15 protein-coding genes are annotated in these 18405 nt (G+C 72.0%); 5 read left to right on the forward strand and 10 right to left on the reverse strand.

The genetic code is table 11. From position 1 onward, the window contains the following. Nucleotides 1-26 precede the first annotated feature (26 nt). Nucleotides 27-5564 carry an alpha-L-arabinofuranosidase C-terminal domain-containing protein gene (locus Q9R20_RS03870; protein ID WP_311248074.1) on the reverse strand — a complete coding sequence of 1846 codons (5538 nt, stop codon included), beginning with the start codon at nucleotides 5562-5564 and terminating at the stop codon, nucleotides 27-29. 247 nt (nucleotides 5565-5811) lie between these two features. Between Q9R20_RS03870 and Q9R20_RS03875 the strand changes: the two genes are divergently transcribed. After that, on the forward strand, nucleotides 5812-6789 hold the full coding sequence (locus Q9R20_RS03875) for an acetylxylan esterase (RefSeq protein WP_311248075.1): 978 nt from the start codon (nucleotides 5812-5814) through the stop codon (nucleotides 6787-6789). Between the two features lie 9 nt (nucleotides 6790-6798). On the opposite strand, the gene Q9R20_RS03880 is transcribed toward Q9R20_RS03875, so the two are convergent. Beyond that, nucleotides 6799-7359: an acyl-CoA thioesterase gene (locus Q9R20_RS03880; RefSeq protein WP_311248076.1), complete on the reverse strand. Its 561-nt coding sequence runs from the start codon at nucleotides 7357-7359 to the stop codon at nucleotides 6799-6801. A gap of 158 nt (nucleotides 7360-7517) precedes the next feature. On the opposite strand from Q9R20_RS03880, the gene Q9R20_RS03885 reads away from it, so the two are divergent. Continuing rightward, nucleotides 7518-8024: a GNAT family N-acetyltransferase gene (locus Q9R20_RS03885; protein ID WP_311248077.1), complete on the forward strand. Its 507-nt coding sequence runs from the start codon at nucleotides 7518-7520 to the stop codon at nucleotides 8022-8024. Between the two features lies 1 nt (nucleotide 8025). Then, nucleotides 8026-8796, forward strand: a complete 771-nt coding sequence (gene cofE, locus Q9R20_RS03890) for a coenzyme F420-0:L-glutamate ligase (RefSeq protein WP_311248078.1) — start codon at nucleotides 8026-8028, stop codon at nucleotides 8794-8796. 114 nt (nucleotides 8797-8910) lie between these two features. Here cofE and Q9R20_RS03895 read toward each other — a convergent pair whose 3' ends face one another. The 3 genes from Q9R20_RS03895 to Q9R20_RS03905 are packed head-to-tail and all read right to left on the reverse strand — an operon-like array spanning nucleotide 8911 to nucleotide 10839. Continuing rightward, nucleotides 8911-9519: a CbiQ family ECF transporter T component gene (locus Q9R20_RS03895; RefSeq protein WP_311248079.1), complete on the reverse strand. Its 609-nt coding sequence runs from the start codon at nucleotides 9517-9519 to the stop codon at nucleotides 8911-8913. Beyond that, nucleotides 9513-10196 carry an ABC transporter ATP-binding protein gene (locus Q9R20_RS03900; protein WP_311248080.1) on the reverse strand — a complete coding sequence of 228 codons (684 nt, stop codon included), beginning with the start codon at nucleotides 10194-10196 and terminating at the stop codon, nucleotides 9513-9515. The genes Q9R20_RS03895 and Q9R20_RS03900 overlap by 7 nt, the downstream gene beginning before the upstream one ends. A 37-nt stretch (nucleotides 10197-10233) precedes the next feature. Then, complete coding sequence (locus Q9R20_RS03905) at nucleotides 10234-10839, reverse strand: biotin transporter BioY (protein WP_311248081.1); 606 nt, start codon at nucleotides 10837-10839, stop codon at nucleotides 10234-10236. Between the two features lie 54 nt (nucleotides 10840-10893). On the opposite strand from Q9R20_RS03905, the gene Q9R20_RS03910 reads away from it, so the two are divergent. Continuing rightward, the gene (locus Q9R20_RS03910; protein ID WP_311248082.1) at nucleotides 10894-11514 is read left to right on the forward strand and encodes a TetR/AcrR family transcriptional regulator C-terminal domain-containing protein; all 621 of its coding nucleotides are present in this window, start codon (nucleotides 10894-10896) and stop codon (nucleotides 11512-11514) included. A gap of 284 nt (nucleotides 11515-11798) precedes the next feature. Here Q9R20_RS03910 and Q9R20_RS03915 read toward each other — a convergent pair whose 3' ends face one another. The 3 genes from Q9R20_RS03915 to Q9R20_RS03925 all read right to left on the reverse strand — a co-directional run bounded on the left by Q9R20_RS03915 (nucleotide 11799) and on the right by Q9R20_RS03925 (nucleotide 15400). Beyond that, nucleotides 11799-12758, reverse strand: a complete 960-nt coding sequence (locus tag Q9R20_RS03915; protein ID WP_311248083.1) for a cytochrome b/b6 domain-containing protein — start codon at nucleotides 12756-12758, stop codon at nucleotides 11799-11801. A gap of 900 nt (nucleotides 12759-13658) precedes the next feature. After that, nucleotides 13659-14624, reverse strand: a complete 966-nt coding sequence (locus Q9R20_RS03920) for an electron transfer flavoprotein subunit alpha/FixB family protein (protein ID WP_311248084.1) — start codon at nucleotides 14622-14624, stop codon at nucleotides 13659-13661. Beyond that, nucleotides 14624-15400, reverse strand: a complete 777-nt coding sequence (locus tag Q9R20_RS03925) for an electron transfer flavoprotein subunit beta/FixA family protein (RefSeq protein ID WP_311248085.1) — start codon at nucleotides 15398-15400, stop codon at nucleotides 14624-14626. The genes Q9R20_RS03920 and Q9R20_RS03925 overlap by 1 nt, the downstream gene beginning before the upstream one ends. Nucleotides 15401-15568: 168 nt before the next feature. Here Q9R20_RS03925 and Q9R20_RS03930 point away from each other — a divergent pair, with 168 nt between their 5' ends. Beyond that, entirely contained in the window at nucleotides 15569-16096 is a 528-nt protein-coding gene (locus tag Q9R20_RS03930; protein ID WP_311248086.1) for a MarR family transcriptional regulator, read from the forward strand. 4 nt (nucleotides 16097-16100) lie between these two features. Here Q9R20_RS03930 and Q9R20_RS03935 read toward each other — a convergent pair whose 3' ends face one another. Further along, a complete protein-coding gene (locus Q9R20_RS03935; RefSeq protein ID WP_311248087.1) occupies nucleotides 16101-16889 on the reverse strand; it encodes an enoyl-CoA hydratase-related protein in 789 nt (262 codons plus the stop codon). Nucleotides 16890-17107: 218 nt separating this feature from the next. Further along, nucleotides 17108-18271 (reverse strand): acyl-CoA dehydrogenase family protein, encoded by a 1164-nt coding sequence (locus Q9R20_RS03940; RefSeq protein WP_311248088.1) that lies wholly within the window; start codon nucleotides 18269-18271, stop codon nucleotides 17108-17110. Nucleotides 18272-18405: the final 134 nt, after the last annotated feature.

Raw genomic sequence — 18405 nt, forward strand, 5'->3', positions numbered from 1 at the left:
GGGGCACCTCGTTCATGTCCTAAGCGTCAGGCGTCACCGCCCACCGCCCGACGACGGCGCTTCATCGCCGCACCGATCAGCACCGCCAGCAGACCCAGCACGAGCGCACCGCCGGAGACGACGCCACCGGTCACCGCGAGCGGCGATGGGGCACCACCGGTCGAGACACCCGGCGCCGCCGAGGCTCCCGGCGTGGGGACGACGCCCCCGGTGCCGCCGGGTGTCGCCGCCGCGCGGATCTCGACCGCGACCGCGGCCTCGACCCCGCCGATGCGGGCGACGACCTGGTGCGATCCGCTGACGTCCGCGGGCAGCGTCACGTTCACGCGGAACGCGCCCGTCGCGTCGGTGCGCACGGTGCCGAGCTCGACCGGGGTCGAGTGCAGTTCCAGCACACCGTCGGCGTCGGCGGGCCATCCGGTGCCCGAGACGGTGATCACGCCGCCCGCGACGAGGTCGCCGGCCACCGACAGAGTCGGCTCGCCCGCCTCCGCGCCCACCGAGGTCGACCCGGTGCCGCTGACGTTGCCGGCCACGTCGACGGCGCGGTACGACACCGTGGTGGCGTCCTCACCGACCGTGACGACCGACTCGGCACCGGCGACGGTGGTCCACGTCGCCGCCTCGCCCACGCGGTACTCCAGACGGGAGACGCCCGACCCCGCGTCGCTCCCCGTGAGCCGGACCGTCCGGGCCGTGGCATCCACGTCGGCGGTGATGGTCGGCACGGTGCGGTCGACCTTGAGGGCGACCGTCGACTTCGGCGAGACGTTGCCCGCGGCGTCGATGGCCCGGAACGCGAGGTTCCATGAGCCGTCGGCCGGGGTCACGGGCCCGGTGTAAGAAGCCCACGTCTCGCCTCCGTCGGTGCTGACCTCGAGACGCGGGGACGCGTCGACGTCGTCCTTCGCCGTCGCCGTCACCGAGGGCTGCGAGACGTACCAGCCCTCCGCTCCGTCGGCCACGGCCGGGGTGGTCGAGACAGTCACCGTGGGCGCCGTGGTGTCGGCCGGGGCGGTGTGCATGCGGACGAACGTGACCGAGTAGGGCGCGAACGAGTGCGTGAACGACCCGGAGACCTGCAGCGTCGAGGTCTTCGGCGCCACCGGGGTGTCGGTCGCGGTGTTCACTGCGCCCGGCGCCGCCTCGAGAGTCGTCACGTCGGCGGTGGGCTGCACCGCCAGCCCGCCGAGGTCGATGCTCGTCTCAGCGGCCTTCGCCTGGGCGTTGACGACCTTGAGGATCACGTCACCCGAGGACTCGTCCTTCGTCATCACCTGCGCGAAGGGCTCCACCGCGGTGTTGGTGAACTGCCCCTGCTGCGCCCCGTCGACGAAGAGCGTCACCTGCGAGCCGCGCACCTGGATGCGCAGGTCGTAGGTGCGGTTCGTCTCGATGCGCGGCGTGCCGGTGTCGGCGACGATCGACTTCGCCCCTCCCACGGCCTTCTCCACGACGCTGCGGGAGTTGCCGAAGCCGCCGAGGTTCCACCACAGGTAGTCCGCCGAGCCCTGCACGCCGAAGCCGACGAGGAAGCCCTCGGCCCCGGCCAGCTTGGTGGCCTTCAGCGACACGTCGTAGTCGGTCGCCGCGAGCTCGGGACCGGCGACGAGCGTGTTGTTCGCCGTCGTCGACGACTGCACGTAGCTGCCGTCGGCCGCCGACCACGAGCCCGCGTTCGCGAGCTTCGTCCAGCCGTCGTCGTTCTTGTCCGAGAAGTCGTCCGCGAACAGCGTCGACCCGTCGGGCGCGGTCACCTTGACGTCGTCGTAACGCGCCGAGGTGCTCCACGTCGACAGTCCGACGGCCCCGGTGAGGGCGGTGGATGCCAGATCCCCGGTCGCCGTGGTCGGCACCACGCGGTCACCCACGTTGGTCATGAACAGCTTCTGCACCTCGTAGTTGGCCGAGCCCCACACCTGGTCGCGGTCGAACCAGATGAGGTCCGGACGCCACTGGGTGTTGCTGACATCTGCGAGCAGCGGCGCGTACGAGGCCATCTTGACCACGTCGGCGTTGCGCTCCAGGCCCGTCATGTAGGCCGCCTCGGACAGGGCGTTGGCGAAGCGGTTGTCGCGCGAGGCGTACTCGCCGATCCACACCTTCGGTCCGTTGCGGTCGTAGGAGTCGTACCGCTGGTTGTGGGAGAGGAACCACGACGGGTCGCGGTAGTAGTGCTCGTCGACCATGTCGACCTTCTCCGCCTTGTTCTGCTCCCAGTGCTTCTCGAAGTTGGCGCCCTCGGCATCCGGACCCGAGTTGCTGATGAGGATCATGTCGGGGTACTTCGCCTTGATGGCATCCCGGAACTTCACGAAGTTCGCCATGAACGCCTCGGGGTAGTTCTCCTCGTTGCCGATCTCGATGCGATCGAGCTCGAACGGGGCGGGGTGCCCCATGTCGGCGCGGAGCTTGCCCCAGGTCGTGGTGACGTCGCCCTTGGCGAACTCGATCAGGTCGAGCGTGTCCTGGATGTGCCGCTGCAGCTGAGCGGGGTCGGTGGGCTGGAGAGCCTGACCGCAGCCGTTCAGCAGGGCGGGCACGTCGGGCACGGGCTTGGCGCCGATGTCCTCCGCGAACTGGAAGTACTCGTAGTACCCCAGGCCCAGCGATTGGTTGTAGCCCCAGAAGTTGGCGTTGGTGGCACGGGTCTCGACCGGGCCGACGCTGTCCTTCCACTGGTACGACCGGGCGCGCTCGTAGTTCGAGTCCGCCGAGTAGTCCTCGTGGCTGTTGACGTTGACGATGCAGCCACCGGGGAAGCGCACGAACTTCGGGTGCAGGTCGGCGATCTTCTGCGCGATGTCCTTGCGCAGACCGTTCTCGCGGCCCATGAACGTGTCCGTCGGGAACACCGAGACCTCGTCGAGGCGGAGCGTCCCCGCGCCCGCCGCCTGCACGAGCAGGCGCGCGGCGTCGGTGGTGGCGGATGCCGTGACCGACCCCGTGTATTTGACCCAGCCGTCGCCACCCACGGTGGCCGTGAAGGGGTTCGAGACCGACGTGCCGTCGGCCGCGCGCAGCACGAGCGAGACCGGGGTGCCGGCCGCGGCCGTCGTGCGGGCCCAGAACGACAGCTTGTACTGCGCGTCCTTCTTCAGCGCGATGCCCGTGTCGAACCCGGCGTTCTCGACGCCGTAGGTGCCTGCGGCCCCGCTGGCGAGATCGAGCTGCAGGTAGGTGCGGTTGCGCTCGTTCATGCGTTTGTCGTCGTTCACCGGCTTCGCCGAGCCCGAACCGCCGCCGAGCCCGACCGGCGTCCACGCCGTCATGCCGGTGAAGCCCCGGTTGTCGACGGGCAGGAACTCGAAGGAGCGGTTGCGCACGAGTTCGGCGTAGAGGCCGCCGTCGGCCGCGTTGTTGATGTCCTCGAAGAAGACGCCGTACATCGCGTCGTCGATCTCGGCACCTTGCTTCGCCGTGTCGGCGGTGATGGCGTAGTCGGCCGTCTCATCGGTGGGGTAGGCGGCGAGCAAGCGCTGCTGCTCGGTCGCGGTGATCGGCATGACCGTGCCGTGACGCGGGCGGTCGGGCAGCTGCGCGTCGGGCACCGACGTCCAGTTCCCCGAGGCGATGTCGCGGGTCTCGAACATCATGTAGCCCTGACCGCCGTGGTAGCTGGGCTGGTCGATGAGCATGAACCAGTGGCCGGCCTCGGCGTTGTCCTCGAACACGGTCGGGCCCTCGCCGTTGGTGAACGTGCCGCCCCAGGGGTTGGGCTGGCCGACGCCGATCTGCTCCTTCACGAGCTGCCAGCCGGGGGCCGACGTGGTGGTGGGCAGCGAACCGGTCACGGTCGCGGTCAGGTCGGTGGAGCGCTCCTGGCGCACCGTCATGCTCGCCTCGTCCTTGATGAAGCGGTAGTAGGTGTCGCCGTCGCGGACGACGGTGGCGTCGATCGTGCCCTTACCGGCTCCGCGCTGGACGTCGACCCAGGGCTGCGGCTCGCTGAAGGTGACGAAGTCTCGCGTGGTGACCATCATCATGCGGTTGTAGCTGTCGGCGGCCCGGCGGCCGGAAGTCGCGGCGCTGGGGTAGAGGTTCGACGCCCAGTAGACGACGTACTCCCCCCGGTCGGCGTCCCAGGTGGCCTCCGGAGCCCAGGTGTTGCCGGCCAGCTCGCTCGACACCGTGATCTGACGCAGCGGGCTCCAGGAGACGAGGTCGTCGGACTGCCAGACGTTGAGCTTGCGGCTGCCGACCTCCTGCGCGCGTCCGAAGTCGCCGTTGTACAGGTCGAACATGTTCAGGTCGGTCGACAGCATGTAGAAGCGGTCGCCGTCGGGCGAGCGCATCACGAACGGGTCGCGGATGCCCTGCTCCCCCTGATCGGAGGTGAGCACCGGCTTGCCGTCGTTCAGCGTCAGCCAGCTCTTCGGGTCGTCCCCGCGGGTGGTCGCGAACGAGATCTCCTCGTCGGTGGTGCTGCTCTCCCCGGTGAAGAACGGGAAGAAGTAGGCGCCCAGCTCCTCCGCCTTCGGGAGGGGCTGCACGCTCACGGTGAAGGTGCGCTCAGCAGTGCTCGAGCCCTTCGTCACGATCGCGGTGAGCGTCACGCTCTTCGCGGCGGCGCCGGTGGCCGGGCGGGTGACCTCGCCGGTGGCGGTCACGACCGCGGTGTCCGAGGACTCCCATGCGACGGCCGTTCCGTTGCGGCCGGTCGTGGGCAGCGTCACGTTGCCGCGCACGTCGTCGGCACCGGGGATCGCGAGGGCCGCGGCCGCGGCATCCACGTCCTCCTGGTTCGACGGGGTGCCCGCCTCGACGAGGGCCTTCACGTCGTCGTCGGTGAGGGCGCTGTCGAAGATGGCGACGTCGCGCACCCCGCCCTTCCAGATGCGGTCGGGGTAGGAGGACTTGCCGATGTACGACACCAGGCCCGAGCCGAAGTCGCTGACGGTGCGTGAGGTCGCGACGGTGCCGATCTTCGTGCCGTCGAGGTACGCGGTGATCGAGGTGGGCGTGATCACCGTGGTGTACAGCGCCCACTCGCCGGTCGCGGCCGGTCCGGGGATGCCGCGCGCGGCGTTCGTCGGTGCGATACCCCGCTCGAGGGTCCACGGCTGGGTGCCGACGGGGCCGTCGGTGAGCACCGACTTCACCTGACCGGCGGGGTTGGAGGGGTTGAGCAACCAGTACTGCGAGGGCAGGTTCTCGGTCGTGCCGAAGAACATCGCCGCCTGGTTGCCGGCGCCGGTGCGGTCCTGCAGCCACGCGGACACGGTCACCGTGTCGTGCTCGTCGAACAGGCCCGTGGGGAGCTCGACGTAGGCGGCGGACGAGCCGTTCGCCCCGCCGGGGAGCGAGAGGGCGTCGCCCTCGATGCTGGAGCCGGTGCCGCGGATGACCGCGTCGTGTCCGTGACCCGACGCGTCAGGCACGGTGGTGCCCGTGGTCGCGCCGAAGTCGTACGACGCCAGGGGCGTCGGCAGCGGCGCCGCTGACGCGGCTGCGGCGGGAACGATCCCGCTCAGCACGACCGCTGCCGCGGCGAGCAGCGAGCCGGCGCGGCGGCCGCCTCGGCGGGGATTCCGGTCGATCGACCGGGATCGGGGCAGCACCATATTCGTCCTCCTCGACGATGGGTGTCCGGCGGGGGCCGGTGAACGTCGCGCAGATGTGAGCGCTAACTCTGCGCAATCTTCCGCGGTTCGCGTTGTCTACGTCAAGCACGTTTCCCGATCGTGACCAGCGCAACCGATTCGACGATGTGAGGCTTCACACGGCGAGGCGCTTCGCGCGGTCTCATCGCCCTTCCGACCCGGCCCTCCGGCTTTCGCTACTGTCGGACCGGACCGTCAGGAGGACCCCATGGCCGTGACCCTCACCGATATGCCTCTCGAGGCCTTGCACGCCTACCGCCCCGAGCTGACCGCGCCGGATGACCTCGAGACGTTCTGGGACGCGACGCTGACCGAGGCCCGCGCGGCGGCGGCGGCGCCGCGGATCACCCCGGTGGACGGCCCGTTTCGATCGTTGCGTATCGAGGACCTCACCTTCAGCGGCTTCGCGGGCGACGAGATCCGCGGCTGGATCGTCCGGCCCCCGGGAGACGAGATGCTCCCCGCCGTGATCGAGTACATCGGGTACGGCGGAGGGCGCGGCCTCCCCGGCGAGCGCGTCACCTGGGCGAACGCCGGATACGTCCACGTCATCATGGACACCCGCGGGCAGGGGGCGAGCTGGAGCGTGGGCGTCACCCCCGACGCGCACGGCTCGGCCGCAGCGTTCCCCGGCGTCATGACCCGCGGCATCCGGGATCCCCACGACTACTACTACCGGCGCCTCATCACCGACGCCGTGCGCCTGGTAGACGTGGTGCGGAGCCTCCCCGGCGTCGACCCCGACCGGATCGCGGTCACCGGGGTGAGCCAGGGCGGCGGGCTCTCGATCGCCGCCGCAGCCCTCGCCGGCGACGCAGTCGCCGCGGTGCTCCCCGATGTGCCGTTCCTCTGCGACTTCCCGAACGCCATCCTGCGCACGCCCCTGCCGCCCTTCACCGAGATCACGCGGTACCTCTCGGTGCACCGCGACGACGCCGAGACCGCGCTGCGGACCGTGTCGTACGTCGACGGGGCGATCCTCGCGCGGCGGATCACGGCGCCGGCGTACTTCTCGGTCGGGCTGATGGACGACATCGTGCTGCCGTCGGGCGTGTTCGCGGCGTATCACGCGGTGGCATCCGAGGACTCGGCGATCGAGGTCTACCCGTACAACGGTCACGAGGGCGGCGGCTACCGCCACTTCCTGAAGCAGGTCGCCTGGCTCGACGCGCGCGTCGGACGCTGAGCGGGCGGCTCAGCTCCAGACGCTCGGCGCGGGGCGCCGCGTCGACGGCAGAGCCGATCCGTCGGCCCAGTCGTGGACCCAGGGCTCGATGTCGGGAAGCCCCTCGGGGCGACCGACGGCGGCGAACAGCTCGTCGTGCGGCACCGTGCCGCCCGAGCGTCGGAGGATGCGCGCGCGGATGATCGCCCGGGCGTAGATCTCGCCGCCCACCAAGGCGCGGTGCTCGAGGTACACGGCGCGGTCGTCGTGACCGATGAGGCGCGTCTCGAGCTCGAAGCGCTGCCACAGCTCGAGCGACCGGCGGAACGTGATCGTCTCGGCGGCGACGACGGCGTACCAGCCCTGCTTCGTCATGGCGGCCATCAGGCCGCTGCGGGTGAGCAGGTCCCAGCGCCCGAGGTCGAACAGCGACAGGTACCGGCCGTTGTTGAGGTGACGCAGCAGGTCGATGTCGGTGGGCAGCACTCGGATGCGCATCCGGCCGACCGTGTTCGGGTCGACCGGGCCCTCCCGGCGCAGGCTGAGACGGGCACGGAAGAGCACGAGCAGGGTGCGCCAGAGGACGTTCACGAGGGGCGAGCGTAGCGATCCGACGAGGGATCCTCCATCTCGTTGTCCCGTTCCGACAAGAGTGCGGTCGCCGACGGGTCGGGCGGCCTGGCATACCGCATCACGGGGGCGACGGCATCCGATTTCACCCGGAGGTGACCCGCGCGTAGAGTCGCGCCATGACTGCGGAAACCCGAACCGACATCGTCGTCCGTCCGGTACGAGATGTGGATGCCGAGGCCCTGGGCCGCGTGCACGCCACCTGCTGGCACGAGACCTACGACCACCTGATCAGCAAGGCGGCCCTCGAGGCCGTCTCCCCCCGGCGCATGGCCGAGCTGTGGACGCACTGGGCCGCCCAGGGCGACGGCTACCGCATGCACGCCGCTCTCGTCGACGGCGAGATCGTCGGCTTCGTCGGCTCCGGCCCCGCGCGCGACGACGACGCCCCGCGCGAGCGGGAGCTGTACTTCATCTACCTGCTCGACGCGTTCCACGGCACGGGCATCGGACAGCAGCTGTTCGACGCCGCCGTCGAGGAGGGCGAGGGCCTGTATCTCTGGGTCGCCGACGACAACCCGCGCGCGCACCGGTTCTACACCCGCAACGGCTTCTCGCTCGACGGCGCCTCGCAGGTGCAGCCCTTCCTCGGTGAGGAGCTCACCGAGGTGCGCTTCGTCCGCTGACGTGCTGCAGATCTGGGCCCTCGACGGCATTCCCGAGATCACCCCGGGCGACGACCTCGTCCGGGTGATCCGGGATGCCGTCGACGCGGCGCCGGGATCGGACGCGGCCCTGCGCGACGGCGACATCGTCGTGGTGACCAGCAAGGTCGTGTCGAAGGCCGAGGGGCGCATCATCCGCGCCGACGACCGCGAGGACGCCATCACCCGGGAGACCGTGCGGCTCGTGGCATCCCGCACCTCCCCCACCGGGCACGTCACGCGCATCGTCGAGAACCCGCTGGGGATCGTCTCGGCCGCCGCCGGGGTCGACGCCAGCAACACCCCCGAGGGGACCGTGCTGCTGCTGCCGGTCGATCCCGACGCCTCGGCGCGACGCCTGGCCGAGGGCCTGCGCGCTATCGCTCGCGTGGGCGTCATCATCACCGACACGCTCGGCCGCGCGTGGCGCGAGGGCCAGACCGATCACGCGATCGGTGCCGCGGGCGTGCACGTCTTTGAAGACCTGCGCGGGACCACCGATGCCGAGGGCCGCCCCCTCGTGGTGACTCTGCCGTGCGTGGCCGACGAGATCGCCGCCGCCACCGACCTCGTCAAGGGCAAGGCCGGGCGACGACCCGTGGCCATCGTGCGCGGCCGCGGAGACCTCGTGGGGGACCTCGACCTGCCCGGCGCCCGTTCGATCGTGCGCGACCCCGCGCGCGACATGTTCCGCCAGGGCGCCGACGAGGCGTACGCGGCGGGGTTCGCTGCGGGTCGCGCGGCGGGGCGCTGACGCGCGGCGCCGGTGCCGTCGGCCGGCGTCGAGATCACACGATCGGTCCGAGATCACCCCGTCCGGTGGCCCCGAAACGTGTGATCTCGTGCGGATCGTGTGACCTCGCGGGTATCACCGGATGCCGCGCGCGGCCAGGGCGTCGCCGAGATCGTCGGCATGGCGCAGAGCCACCACGAGGAACGGCAGCGCCGCACGCCCGAGCGAGGGACGCAGACCCCGGGCCCGCTGCGCGTCGCGCACCTCGGCGGCCAGGCGCGCGAGCACGGGGATCGTCGTAAGGGTCACCGTCAGCAGGAGAGCCGCACGCCCCGGGTCGACGCCGACGCGAGCGAACGGCGTCATCCCGCGCTCCATCGCGTCGAGCATGGTGGACACACGGGTGGTCAGCGGCAGCAGGCCCACGACGACCAGCGCCGCCGCCACCCGCGCCGTGTTGGCGGTCGCCGCCTCCGGCCCGAGGAAAATCAGCTGACCCCCGGCGGTGACCAGGATCACCCACCGCAGCGCCCACACCTGACGCCCCAACTCGCGCAGCCCCCGCACCGGCCCCATGCCGGCGCAGAGATACAGCACCACCGGTGCGCCGACGGCAGCGGGCAGCGCCGCCCACGCCGACGGCAGGGCGGCCAGCAGCAGCGCGACGAGCGACAGGAGCCCCATCTTCGGGCCCGCCGGCATCCGGTGCATCCACCCCTCACCGGGGCGGTACAGGCTCAGCACGCCAGCGCTCGCTCGTAGGCCTCAACGACCGCCGCGGAGGCCCCGGATGCCACGACCCGGCCCTCCTCGAACAGCACCGCCCGTTCGCACCGGCGGGCCAGCGCGAGGTCGTGGGTGACGACCACGAGCGCGTGTCCGGTGTCGGCGAGGAGATGGTCGGACACGACGCGGGCGTTGCGTCCGTCGAGGAACGCCGTGGGTTCGTCGGCGACGACCAGCTCGGGGCGGCGGACGAAGGCGCCGCACAGCGCGAGCAGCTGCTTCTGCCCATCCGAGAGGTCGTGGGCGGCCCGGTCGCCGAGTCCGTCGAGACCGAACCGGGAGAGGGTGTCGGCGACACGGCGATCGCGCTCCGTCCGCGGGAGGCGCTCGGGGCGGAGCGAGAGCGCGACGTCCTCGGACACCGTGGGCATCACGATCTGCGCGTCGGGGTTGCTGAGCACGAGGGCCACTCGGCGGCGGTGCGTCGCGGCATCCGCATCGGGGTCGTGACCGCCCACCTCGAGGGCACCCTCGGTGCGGCGCACGAGCCCGGCGACCACGCGCGCGAACGTCGATTTGCCCGAGCCGTTGTCGCCCACCACGGCCACCGTGCGGGCGTCGAGGTCGAGGTCGACCGCGCGCAGCACCGGCCGGTCGTCGAGCCGCACGCCGAGGCCGGCGCAGCGGAGCCTCATCGCCCCGCCCACGAAGCGCGGCCGCGGACGCCGACCGTCACACCCCCGCGCCGACGGGCACGTCGGCGCGCGCGGACCCGGCGCGCCAGGAGCGACGGAAACCGCGCGGGTACGCGCGCACGAGCGCCGTGACGATCACCGTCGCCAGGGCCGCCTTGAGGAGGTCGCCCGGGACGAAGACGAGACTCGTCAGCGCCGTCTCACCCAGCGGCAGGCGCGTCACGAGGCTCTGGACCGGGATGCCGAGGGCGTAGATCGCGACGATGCCGCCGGCGACCATTCCCAGCGCCGTGCGCCACACGACCGGGCGACGTCCTCCAGCGTGGACGACGAGGCCGACGATGAACGCGCCGAGGATCCAGCCGAGCGCGTAACCCGCGGTCGGCCCGAGGAAGACGCCGAAGCCGCCGCGCCCGCCGGCCAGCAGCGGCAGGCCCGCCGCGACCAGCGCGAGCAGGACGCTCACCGAGAGGGCCCCCAGCCACGGGCCGAGTACCGCGCCGGCGAGCATGACGCCCAGCGTCTGCGCCGTGATCGGGACGCCACCGACGAGCGGGAAGCTCCCGGGCAGCCCGAGCACCGCGATGAGGGCGGCGAAGACGGCGACGCGGGCGAGATCGGTGGCGTCGAGGGATCGCGACATGGGGTTCCTTCCTGAACACTGTTCACCTGAACGGCGTTCACTATACTCAGGACCATGGCATCGCGAGGACATACGGCCGACGACGTCGCGCGCACCGCCCTGCGCATCCTCGACGACCACGGCCTGCCCGACCTCACCATGCGGCGCCTCGCGACCGCTCTCGACGTGCAGCCCAGCGCCCTGTACTGGCATTTCCCGAACAAGCAGACGCTGCTCGCGGAGCTGTCGGACCGCATCGTGAGCCGCATGGCATCCGGGACGGCGGACGACCTGCGCTCTCGCGCCGGCGCCGGCCACATGGCATCCGGGGCAGCGGACGACCTCCGCGCCCGCGCCGGCGCGCTGCGAGACGCCCTCCTCGCCTACCGCGACGGCGCCGAAGTGGTCTCGAGCACGCTCGCCCTCGGCCTCGGCTCGAGCCTCGCTCACGACCGACTCGCCGACGCGGTCGCCGCCGACGGCTTCCCGGCCGACACCGCGCGGCGCGCGGCGACCACGGTGCTGCACTACGTGCTGGGCTTCGTCTGGCACGAGCAGCAGCGCCTGCAGTACGACAGCGCGGGGGCGCGCGAGGACTCCGCCGGGGCGCCCTCCGACGCCGCGCCGAACGCCGACGACTTCGCCTTCGGCCTCGACCTGATCGCCGCGGGCCTGCGCGCACGCGGTCGCGTCTGACACGCGGCGGCGGCGGGGCGGTGCGCGCCGGGTCGGGTGCGGCTGGGCGGGGCCGTGTGGCCGAGGTCACGCGACCCGGTCGAGACGACACGCCACAGCGGGTGCTCTCGTCGAGATCACGTGATCTCGACGGCGTTCGGGCGCGGGAGGCCGGACGGTGCGGCGCGCGGCCGGGCCGAACGGTGCGGCGCCGAGATCACGTGACCCGGTCGAGACGACACGCAGCAGCACGTGCCCCCGTCGAGGACACGTGATCTCGACGGCATCCCGGCCCGGCGACGGCCTCAGCGCTGCTTGACCTCGCCGAACAGGCGCGCGATCGGCACGAGCACCGCGGGACGCGCGGCCACCCACGCGGCGGCCATCACCAGAAGGGATGCCGCGAAGACCAGCAAGCCCGTCGGGTCGCTGGTGTACGCCCCGGGGTCTTCCGAGCCGCGAGCGGCGTACATGTGGTTGAGGTTGCGCAGCGCTCCCGTGGCGAGCACGAGCGCGACGTGCACGACGATGAACGCCACGAAGAAGAGCATCGTGGGGAAGTGGACCTTGCGCGCCCACTCGATCGGATACAGCCGGTTCAGCTTCTCGGCATCCTTCGGCCAGACCCCCGAGAGACGGACGCCGCTGAGGATCGCCAACGGTGCGGCGACGAAGGTGATCGCGAAGTACGACAGCTGCTGCAGGCTGTTGTAGTTGACCCAGCCGTTCTCGGTGGGCCAGTCGAGCGAGGCGTACTGCAGCGCGGCCGACAGGGCGTTGGGGAAAACCTCCCACGAGGTCGGGACGATCCGCATCCACTGCCCCGTGACGAACAGCAGCACGACGAACACGACGCCGTTCGCGATCCACAGGATGTCGAGCGCCTGATGGAACCACAGGGCGAGGCTGATGCGACGCCTCTTGTTGTTCCGCGGCGACCAGAACGCCGCGGGCCGCTTCTCGCGGCGCACCTGCCAGCCGGTGCGGATGATCAGCAGGAGGAAGAAGCTGTTGAGGAAGTGCGACCAGTTCAGCCAGACCGGGATGCCGACGGGCGCGGACGCGGGCAGGTGGTACTCGCCCGGGAAGGCAGCGAGGAACTCCTGCCCCGGCCCGAGTGCGAGCACGAAGCGTGCGAGCAGCACCGCGATGCCGACGAGGGCGAGCGCGAAGACCCCGAGCACGGCGGCCGAGCCGAGCAGCTGGACGGGCGAGTAGTCGCCGAGGGCGGCGGGCCCTGATCTTCCGGCGGCGGACTGCGCCACGCCGGCGGGTCGGGCCGCGGGGGGTCGGGCCGTGCCGGCGGGCGGGGTCGCCCGGCGGCGGGCCGCGGCGCCGGGCCAGACGGTGCGCGGAACGGTCAGGGGCGGACGCGCGGGCGCCGTCTCGGATGCATCCTCCGCGGGCGGGGCGTGGGTCGCGGCGGGCGCAGCGCCGGCTCCTCTCAGGGTCTCGGCATCCGCACGGGGACCGGATCCGCTCACCGCCGCGGGCGCCGGTGTCGTTGCGGGCGCACGGGAATCGGACGGGCTCGCCGAACGCGGACGCACGGGCTCAGACCCCCCGATCCCGCTGCGGTCCTCCGATTCCGATGCGGTTCCGGGCCGCGCAGCAGCTGGTGGAACGGTGGATGCCGGTGGCCAGGGCTCCCCGCCCGGCTCGCGCGGCAACCCCCGACGCACATCACTCGCTACGGCGTCCACCTCCGCCGGGACGACACCACCCACCTCGGCCTCCACAGCCTCGACGGATGCGGACCCCTGCACCGGATGCGGACGCCCAGGCGCTTCCTCTCCGGATCCGCTGCTCTCCCCCGCATCCACCACCGACGCACCAGAACCGCCGGATGCCGGCGGCCCGGGCTCCCCGCCCGGCTCGCGCGGAAGCCCCCGGCGCACGACACTCGCTCCGGCGTCCACCTCCGCCGGGACCGCACCATCCATAGCCTCAACGGATGCGGACCCGTGCACCGGATGCGGACGCTCGGGCGCTGCCGCTCCGAATCCGCTGCTCTCCCCCGCATCCTCTGCCGGAACGAACGGCTCCTGTACGGCGGAGCCGCCGGCATCGCCCGCCGAAGGCAGGTCGGAGCCCGCGGGCGGCCACGGCTCCCCACCGGGGACGCGCGGCAGCCCGCGACGCGGGGTGCGGGGTGTGGACGCCATCTATTTCTTGTGGGCCTCGAGCGCGCTGATGAGTTGCGGGACGACGGTGAACAGGTCTCCGACGATACCGAAGTCGGCGATGTCGAAGATCGGTGCGTCGGGGTTCTTGTCGATCGCGACGATCGTGCGGGCGGTCTGCATGCCGGCGCGGTGCTGGATGGCGCCCGAGATCCCCAGCGCGACGTAGAGCTTCGGCGACACCGACACCCCGGTCTGCCCGACCTGCGCGGTCGCGGGAACGTAGCCGGCGTCGACGGCCGCTCGCGACGCACCGACGGCCGCCCCCAGCGCGTCGGCGAGCCGCTCGACGAGGGCGAAGTCCTCCTTGGAGCCCACGCCGCGGCCCCCGGCGACCACCGCGGCCGCCCCGCGCAGCTCGGGTCGCGTCGAGGGCGCGACCGTCTCGGTGAACGCTTCGACCCGGGCGCATGGCATCGCGGATGCCGGCACCTCGAGGCCCCGCGCAACGAGCGGCCGCGGGTCGAGGCGCCCCTCGACGGCTCCCGGGCGCAGGGTGGCGACGAGAGGTCCGAACGTCGGCGCCCCGTCGACGGTGAACGCCCCGCCGAACGCCGAGTGGTGCGCCACCACGCCGAGGTCGTCGCGCGCGATGCCGATGACGTCGGCCGCAAGGGGCAGCCGCAACCGCGCCGCCAGGCGGGCGAGAGCGTCGCGCGCTTCGATCGCGTGGGACGCCAGCACGAGCTCGGGACCCTCCGCCGCCACCGCGGCGGCGAGGACGTCGACGACCGGCCCGGTGAGCATTTCGGGGTCGGTCTCGGCGGTGAGGACGCGCACCGCCCCGAGCTCCGCGGCCTCCGCCGCGGCGCGATCGAGCGCCGCTGCGGGGGCGGCGATCACCGCGACGGGCTCCCCCACTCCGGCCGCGGCCGTGAGCAGCCCTGCGGACGACGCGGCGAGCGCCCCCGACGGCAGCACCTCCAGCAGCACGAGCGCGACGCTCATCACGCGACCCCCTCGGCCACGAGGAACGCCGCGAGCTTCTCGCCCGCGTCGCCCTCGTCGACGATCTTCGTCCCGGCTTCTCGCGGCGGCCGCTCGGCGACCGACAGCATGATGTATCGCGCCTGGGCGGGATCCTCGGCCTCGACGCCGAGCTCGGCGGCATCCAGGGTCTCGTAGGGCTTCTTCTTGGCCGCCATGATGCCCTTGAACGTGGTGAACCGCCCTTCGGGCAGCGCTTCGGTGACGGAGACGACCGCGGGCAGGGATGCCGAGACCCGCAGCGTCCCGGCATCGCTCACGCGGTCGCCGGACACGGCGTCGTCGGTCACCTCGATGCTCGAGAGCGCGGTGAGCTGCGGCACGCCGAGCAGTTCGGCGACCATTGCCGGGACGACTCCGCCGCCGCCGTCGGTCGAGAGGTTGCCCGCGATGACCAGGTCGAAACCCGTGCGCCGGACGGCGGCCGCGAGCACGTCGGCGGTGAGCAGCAGGTCGGCCCCGTGCAGGGCGTCGTCGACCACGTGCACCGCGGAGGTCGCCCCCATCGCGAGGGCTTTGCGCACGGTCGTCGCAGCCGAGGCGGGCGCCATGGTGAGCACCACGACCTCGGTGCCGGGGTGCGCGTCGGCGTGGGCGAGGGCGACTTCGACCGCGCGCTCGTCGATCTCGTCGAGCACCGCGGCCGACGCGGCACGGTCGGCGAGTCCGGTCTCGAGGTCGAGCCGTCGCTCGCCCCAGGTGTCGGGGACTTCTTTGATCAGCACCACGATCTTCATCGACCAGGCTCCTTCGGTGAGGGGACGGATGCCGCGACCGCGCGGCAGCGTGTGAATGCGGGGCCCGGAGGCTCCGACAGGATCAGCCACCGCTCACGGCCGGCCCCGGAGACCGGCGAGAGAACACCGGAGCCGCTCGAGCGGTACCGTGAAACGCGAGGAGGACCGATGACGCGACGACTGCCGGTCGACCCGATCGCCGAGGCCAAACGCCAATGGCTCGCGCACGGGTGGGACGACGCGGCCGACGGCATGACGGTCGTGACCTCGGTCATCCGCGCGCACCAGTTGCTCATGGCATCCATCGATCGCGCGTTGAAGCCGTTCGACCTGTCGTTCTCGCGATTCGAGATGCTGCGACTGCTCGCGTTCACGCGCGAGGGACGGATGCCGATGGCCAGCGCCATCGCGCGCCTCCAGGTGCACCCGACGAGCGTCACGAACACGGTCGAGCGCCTCGCCCGCGACGGGTTGGTGACGCGCGAGCCGCACCCGACCGACGGGCGCGCGGCGCTGCTCGCGCTCACCGACGACGGCCGCCGACGAGTCGATGAGGCCACGGCCGCTCTGAACGCGGTGTTCGCCGACCTGGGCCTCGACGACGACGACGCGACGGCGCTGGTGCGGATCATCGCGCGCTTCCGCAAGGGCGCGGGTGACTTCGCCGACCCCGCACCCGTGCCCGATCCGCTCTGAGCGCTCATCGGTGCGTGAACGACGGCGACCGCTTCTCGCGGAAGGCCGCCATCCCCTCCTTCTGGTCGGCTGTGTCGAAGAGGGCCGCGAACGCCTGACGCTCGAAGCGCACGCCCTCGGCGAGCGTGGACTCGAGGGCGACGTCGAGGGCGGCCTTCGCCGCGTACAGGGCCGGCAGGGGCTTCTCGGCGATGGTGCGGGCGATCGCCTCGGCCTCGTCGAGAAGGTCGGCCGCGGGGACCACGCGCGAGACCAGCCCGGCGCGCTCGGCCTCGGCGGCGTCGATCATGCGGCCGGTGAGCACGAGCTCGGCGGCCTTGTAGTACCCGAGCGCGCGGACGAGCCGCTGCGTTCCGCCCATGCCCGGGATCACGCCCAGCTGCACCTCGGGCTGCCCGAACCTCGCACGGTCGGACGCCAGGATCACGTCGCACATGAGCGCGAGCTCGCACCCGCCGCCCAAGGCGTATCCCGAGACCGCGGCGATCACCGGCGTCCGCACGGCGGCGAAGCGCGCCCAGCCGCCGAAGTGGTCGGTGAGCATCATGTCGAGGCCCGACTTCTGCTCCATCTCCTTGATGTCGGCGCCGGCCGCGAAGGCCTTCTCGCTGCCGGTCACGACGATCGCCCCGACGCCCTCGTCGGCGTCGAACGCCTCGGCCGCGGCGACGACCTCGGTCATCGTCCGCGTGTTCAGCGCGTTCAGCGCTTCGGGGCGGTCGAGGGTGATCCACCCGACGCGGCCGCGCTGCTCGACGCGGATCGTCTCGTACCCGGCATCCTGATCAGTCATTTCACTCCTGTCGTGACGGTGCGGACGACCCCGCCCTCGCATGCTCGCACGCCCCTCCGACATCGACCGAGGGTCTTGCCGCGAGACGTCGGCATCCGTTCGCCTCCCGGCGGTCCGGGACGGGTTCGGGACGGATCCGGCGATTCGGGGCGGGAGACGTCCGCCCCGAGCGGCGAAAACCGCCCCGAACGACGGACGCCGAACCGGAGGCGAGGCCCTCACGCCGCCAGCACGCTCCGGCCGACGATCAGGCGCATGATCTCGTTCGTGCCCTCGAGGATCTGGTGCACGCGGAGATCGCGCACGACCTTCTCGATGCCGTAGTCCTGCAGGTAGCCGTATCCGCCGTGCAGCTGAAGCGCCTCGTTGGCGACGCGGAAGCCGACGTCGGTGGCGAAGCGCTTCGCCATGGCGCAGCGGGTCGCGGTGTCGGGCGCCCCGGCATCCAGCGCCGCCGCACCGTCGCGGACGAGCAGCCGCGCCGCCTCGAGCTCGGTGGCCATGTCGGCGACCGCGAACACCACCGACTGCTTCTCGGCGAGCGCCTCGCCGAACGTGAAGCGCTCGTGCACGTAGGCGACCGCGCGGTCCAACGCCCAGCGCGCACCGCCGATCGAGCACGTGGCGATGTTCAGCCGCCCGCCGTTGAGCGCGGTCATCGCGATCGAGAACCCGCGGCCCTCGCCGCCGAGCAGGTTCTCGGCCGGAACGCGTACCTCGTCGAGGACGACGGCGCGGGTCGGCTGGGCGTTCCAACCCATCTTCTTCTCGTTCGGCCCGAACGACAGCCCCACGGCGTCCGCCGGCACGAGGAAGGCGCTGATCCCGCGTGCTCCTGGCTCGCCCGTCCGGGCCATGACGACGTAGACGCCGGCCTCGCCCGCGCCCGAGATGAACTGCTTCACGCCCGTCAGCACGTAGGAGTCGCCGTGACGGATCGCCGAGGTCGTGATGGCTGCGGCATCGGAACCGGCGCCGGGTTCGGTGAGACAGTAGGCGCCCAGCTCGTCCATCGCGACCAGACCCGGCAGCCAACGCTCGCGTTGCGCGGTGGTGCCGTAGGCGTCGATCATCCACGCGACCATGTTGTGGATCGTGATGTACGCCGTCACCGTGGGGTCGCCGTAGGCGAGCTCCTCGAAGATCGCCACCGCGTCGGAACGCGACAACCCGGCGCCGCCCACGTCGTCGTTGACGTAGACGCCGCCGAGACCCAGCTCCCCCGCGCGACGCAGGACGTCGCGGGGGAAGTGCTTCTCGGCATCCCATTCGAGGGAATGCGGGGCGAGCTCGGTCGCGGCGAAGTCCCGGACGGCGTCGAGGATGGCGGCGCGTTCGTCGGCGGACAGGGCGTCGAGCGCGGGAGCAGGGGTGGTGTCCATGCGGCTCTCCTTCGTGGAGCGACGGCGGCGTCGCGTGCTCCACGATAGCTGGACGTCCTAGTAATTGATAGGGGTCCTGATCACCGACGGGACGCCCCGCGCTCGCGTTCTCCGCCCGTTCACCGGACCGACAC

Origin of the sequence: Microbacterium sp. PRF11 (assembly GCF_031844085.1) — a bacterium.
Taxonomy (GTDB): domain Bacteria; phylum Actinomycetota; class Actinomycetes; order Actinomycetales; family Microbacteriaceae; genus Microbacterium.

Coding starts and splice junctions, on each gene's coding strand:
- Q9R20_RS03900 (WP_311248080.1), bottom strand. CDS start 10,196: ATGAGGCTCCGCTGCGCCGGCCTCGGCGTGCGGCTCGACGACCGGCCG.
- Q9R20_RS03885 (WP_311248077.1), top strand. CDS start 7,518: ATGACTGCGGAAACCCGAACCGACATCGTCGTCCGTCCGGTACGAGAT.
- Q9R20_RS03935 (WP_311248087.1), bottom strand. CDS start 16,889: ATGACTGATCAGGATGCCGGGTACGAGACGATCCGCGTCGAGCAGCGC.
- Q9R20_RS03870 (WP_311248074.1), bottom strand. CDS start 5,564: ATGGTGCTGCCCCGATCCCGGTCGATCGACCGGAATCCCCGCCGAGGC.
- Q9R20_RS03910 (WP_311248082.1), top strand. CDS start 10,894: ATGGCATCGCGAGGACATACGGCCGACGACGTCGCGCGCACCGCCCTG.
- Q9R20_RS03940 (WP_311248088.1), bottom strand. CDS start 18,271: ATGGACACCACCCCTGCTCCCGCGCTCGACGCCCTGTCCGCCGACGAA.
- Q9R20_RS03930 (WP_311248086.1), top strand. CDS start 15,569: ATGACGCGACGACTGCCGGTCGACCCGATCGCCGAGGCCAAACGCCAA.
- Q9R20_RS03875 (WP_311248075.1), top strand. CDS start 5,812: ATGGCCGTGACCCTCACCGATATGCCTCTCGAGGCCTTGCACGCCTAC.
- Q9R20_RS03925 (WP_311248085.1), bottom strand. CDS start 15,400: ATGAAGATCGTGGTGCTGATCAAAGAAGTCCCCGACACCTGGGGCGAG.
- Q9R20_RS03905 (WP_311248081.1), bottom strand. CDS start 10,839: ATGTCGCGATCCCTCGACGCCACCGATCTCGCCCGCGTCGCCGTCTTC.
- Q9R20_RS03920 (WP_311248084.1), bottom strand. CDS start 14,624: ATGAGCGTCGCGCTCGTGCTGCTGGAGGTGCTGCCGTCGGGGGCGCTC.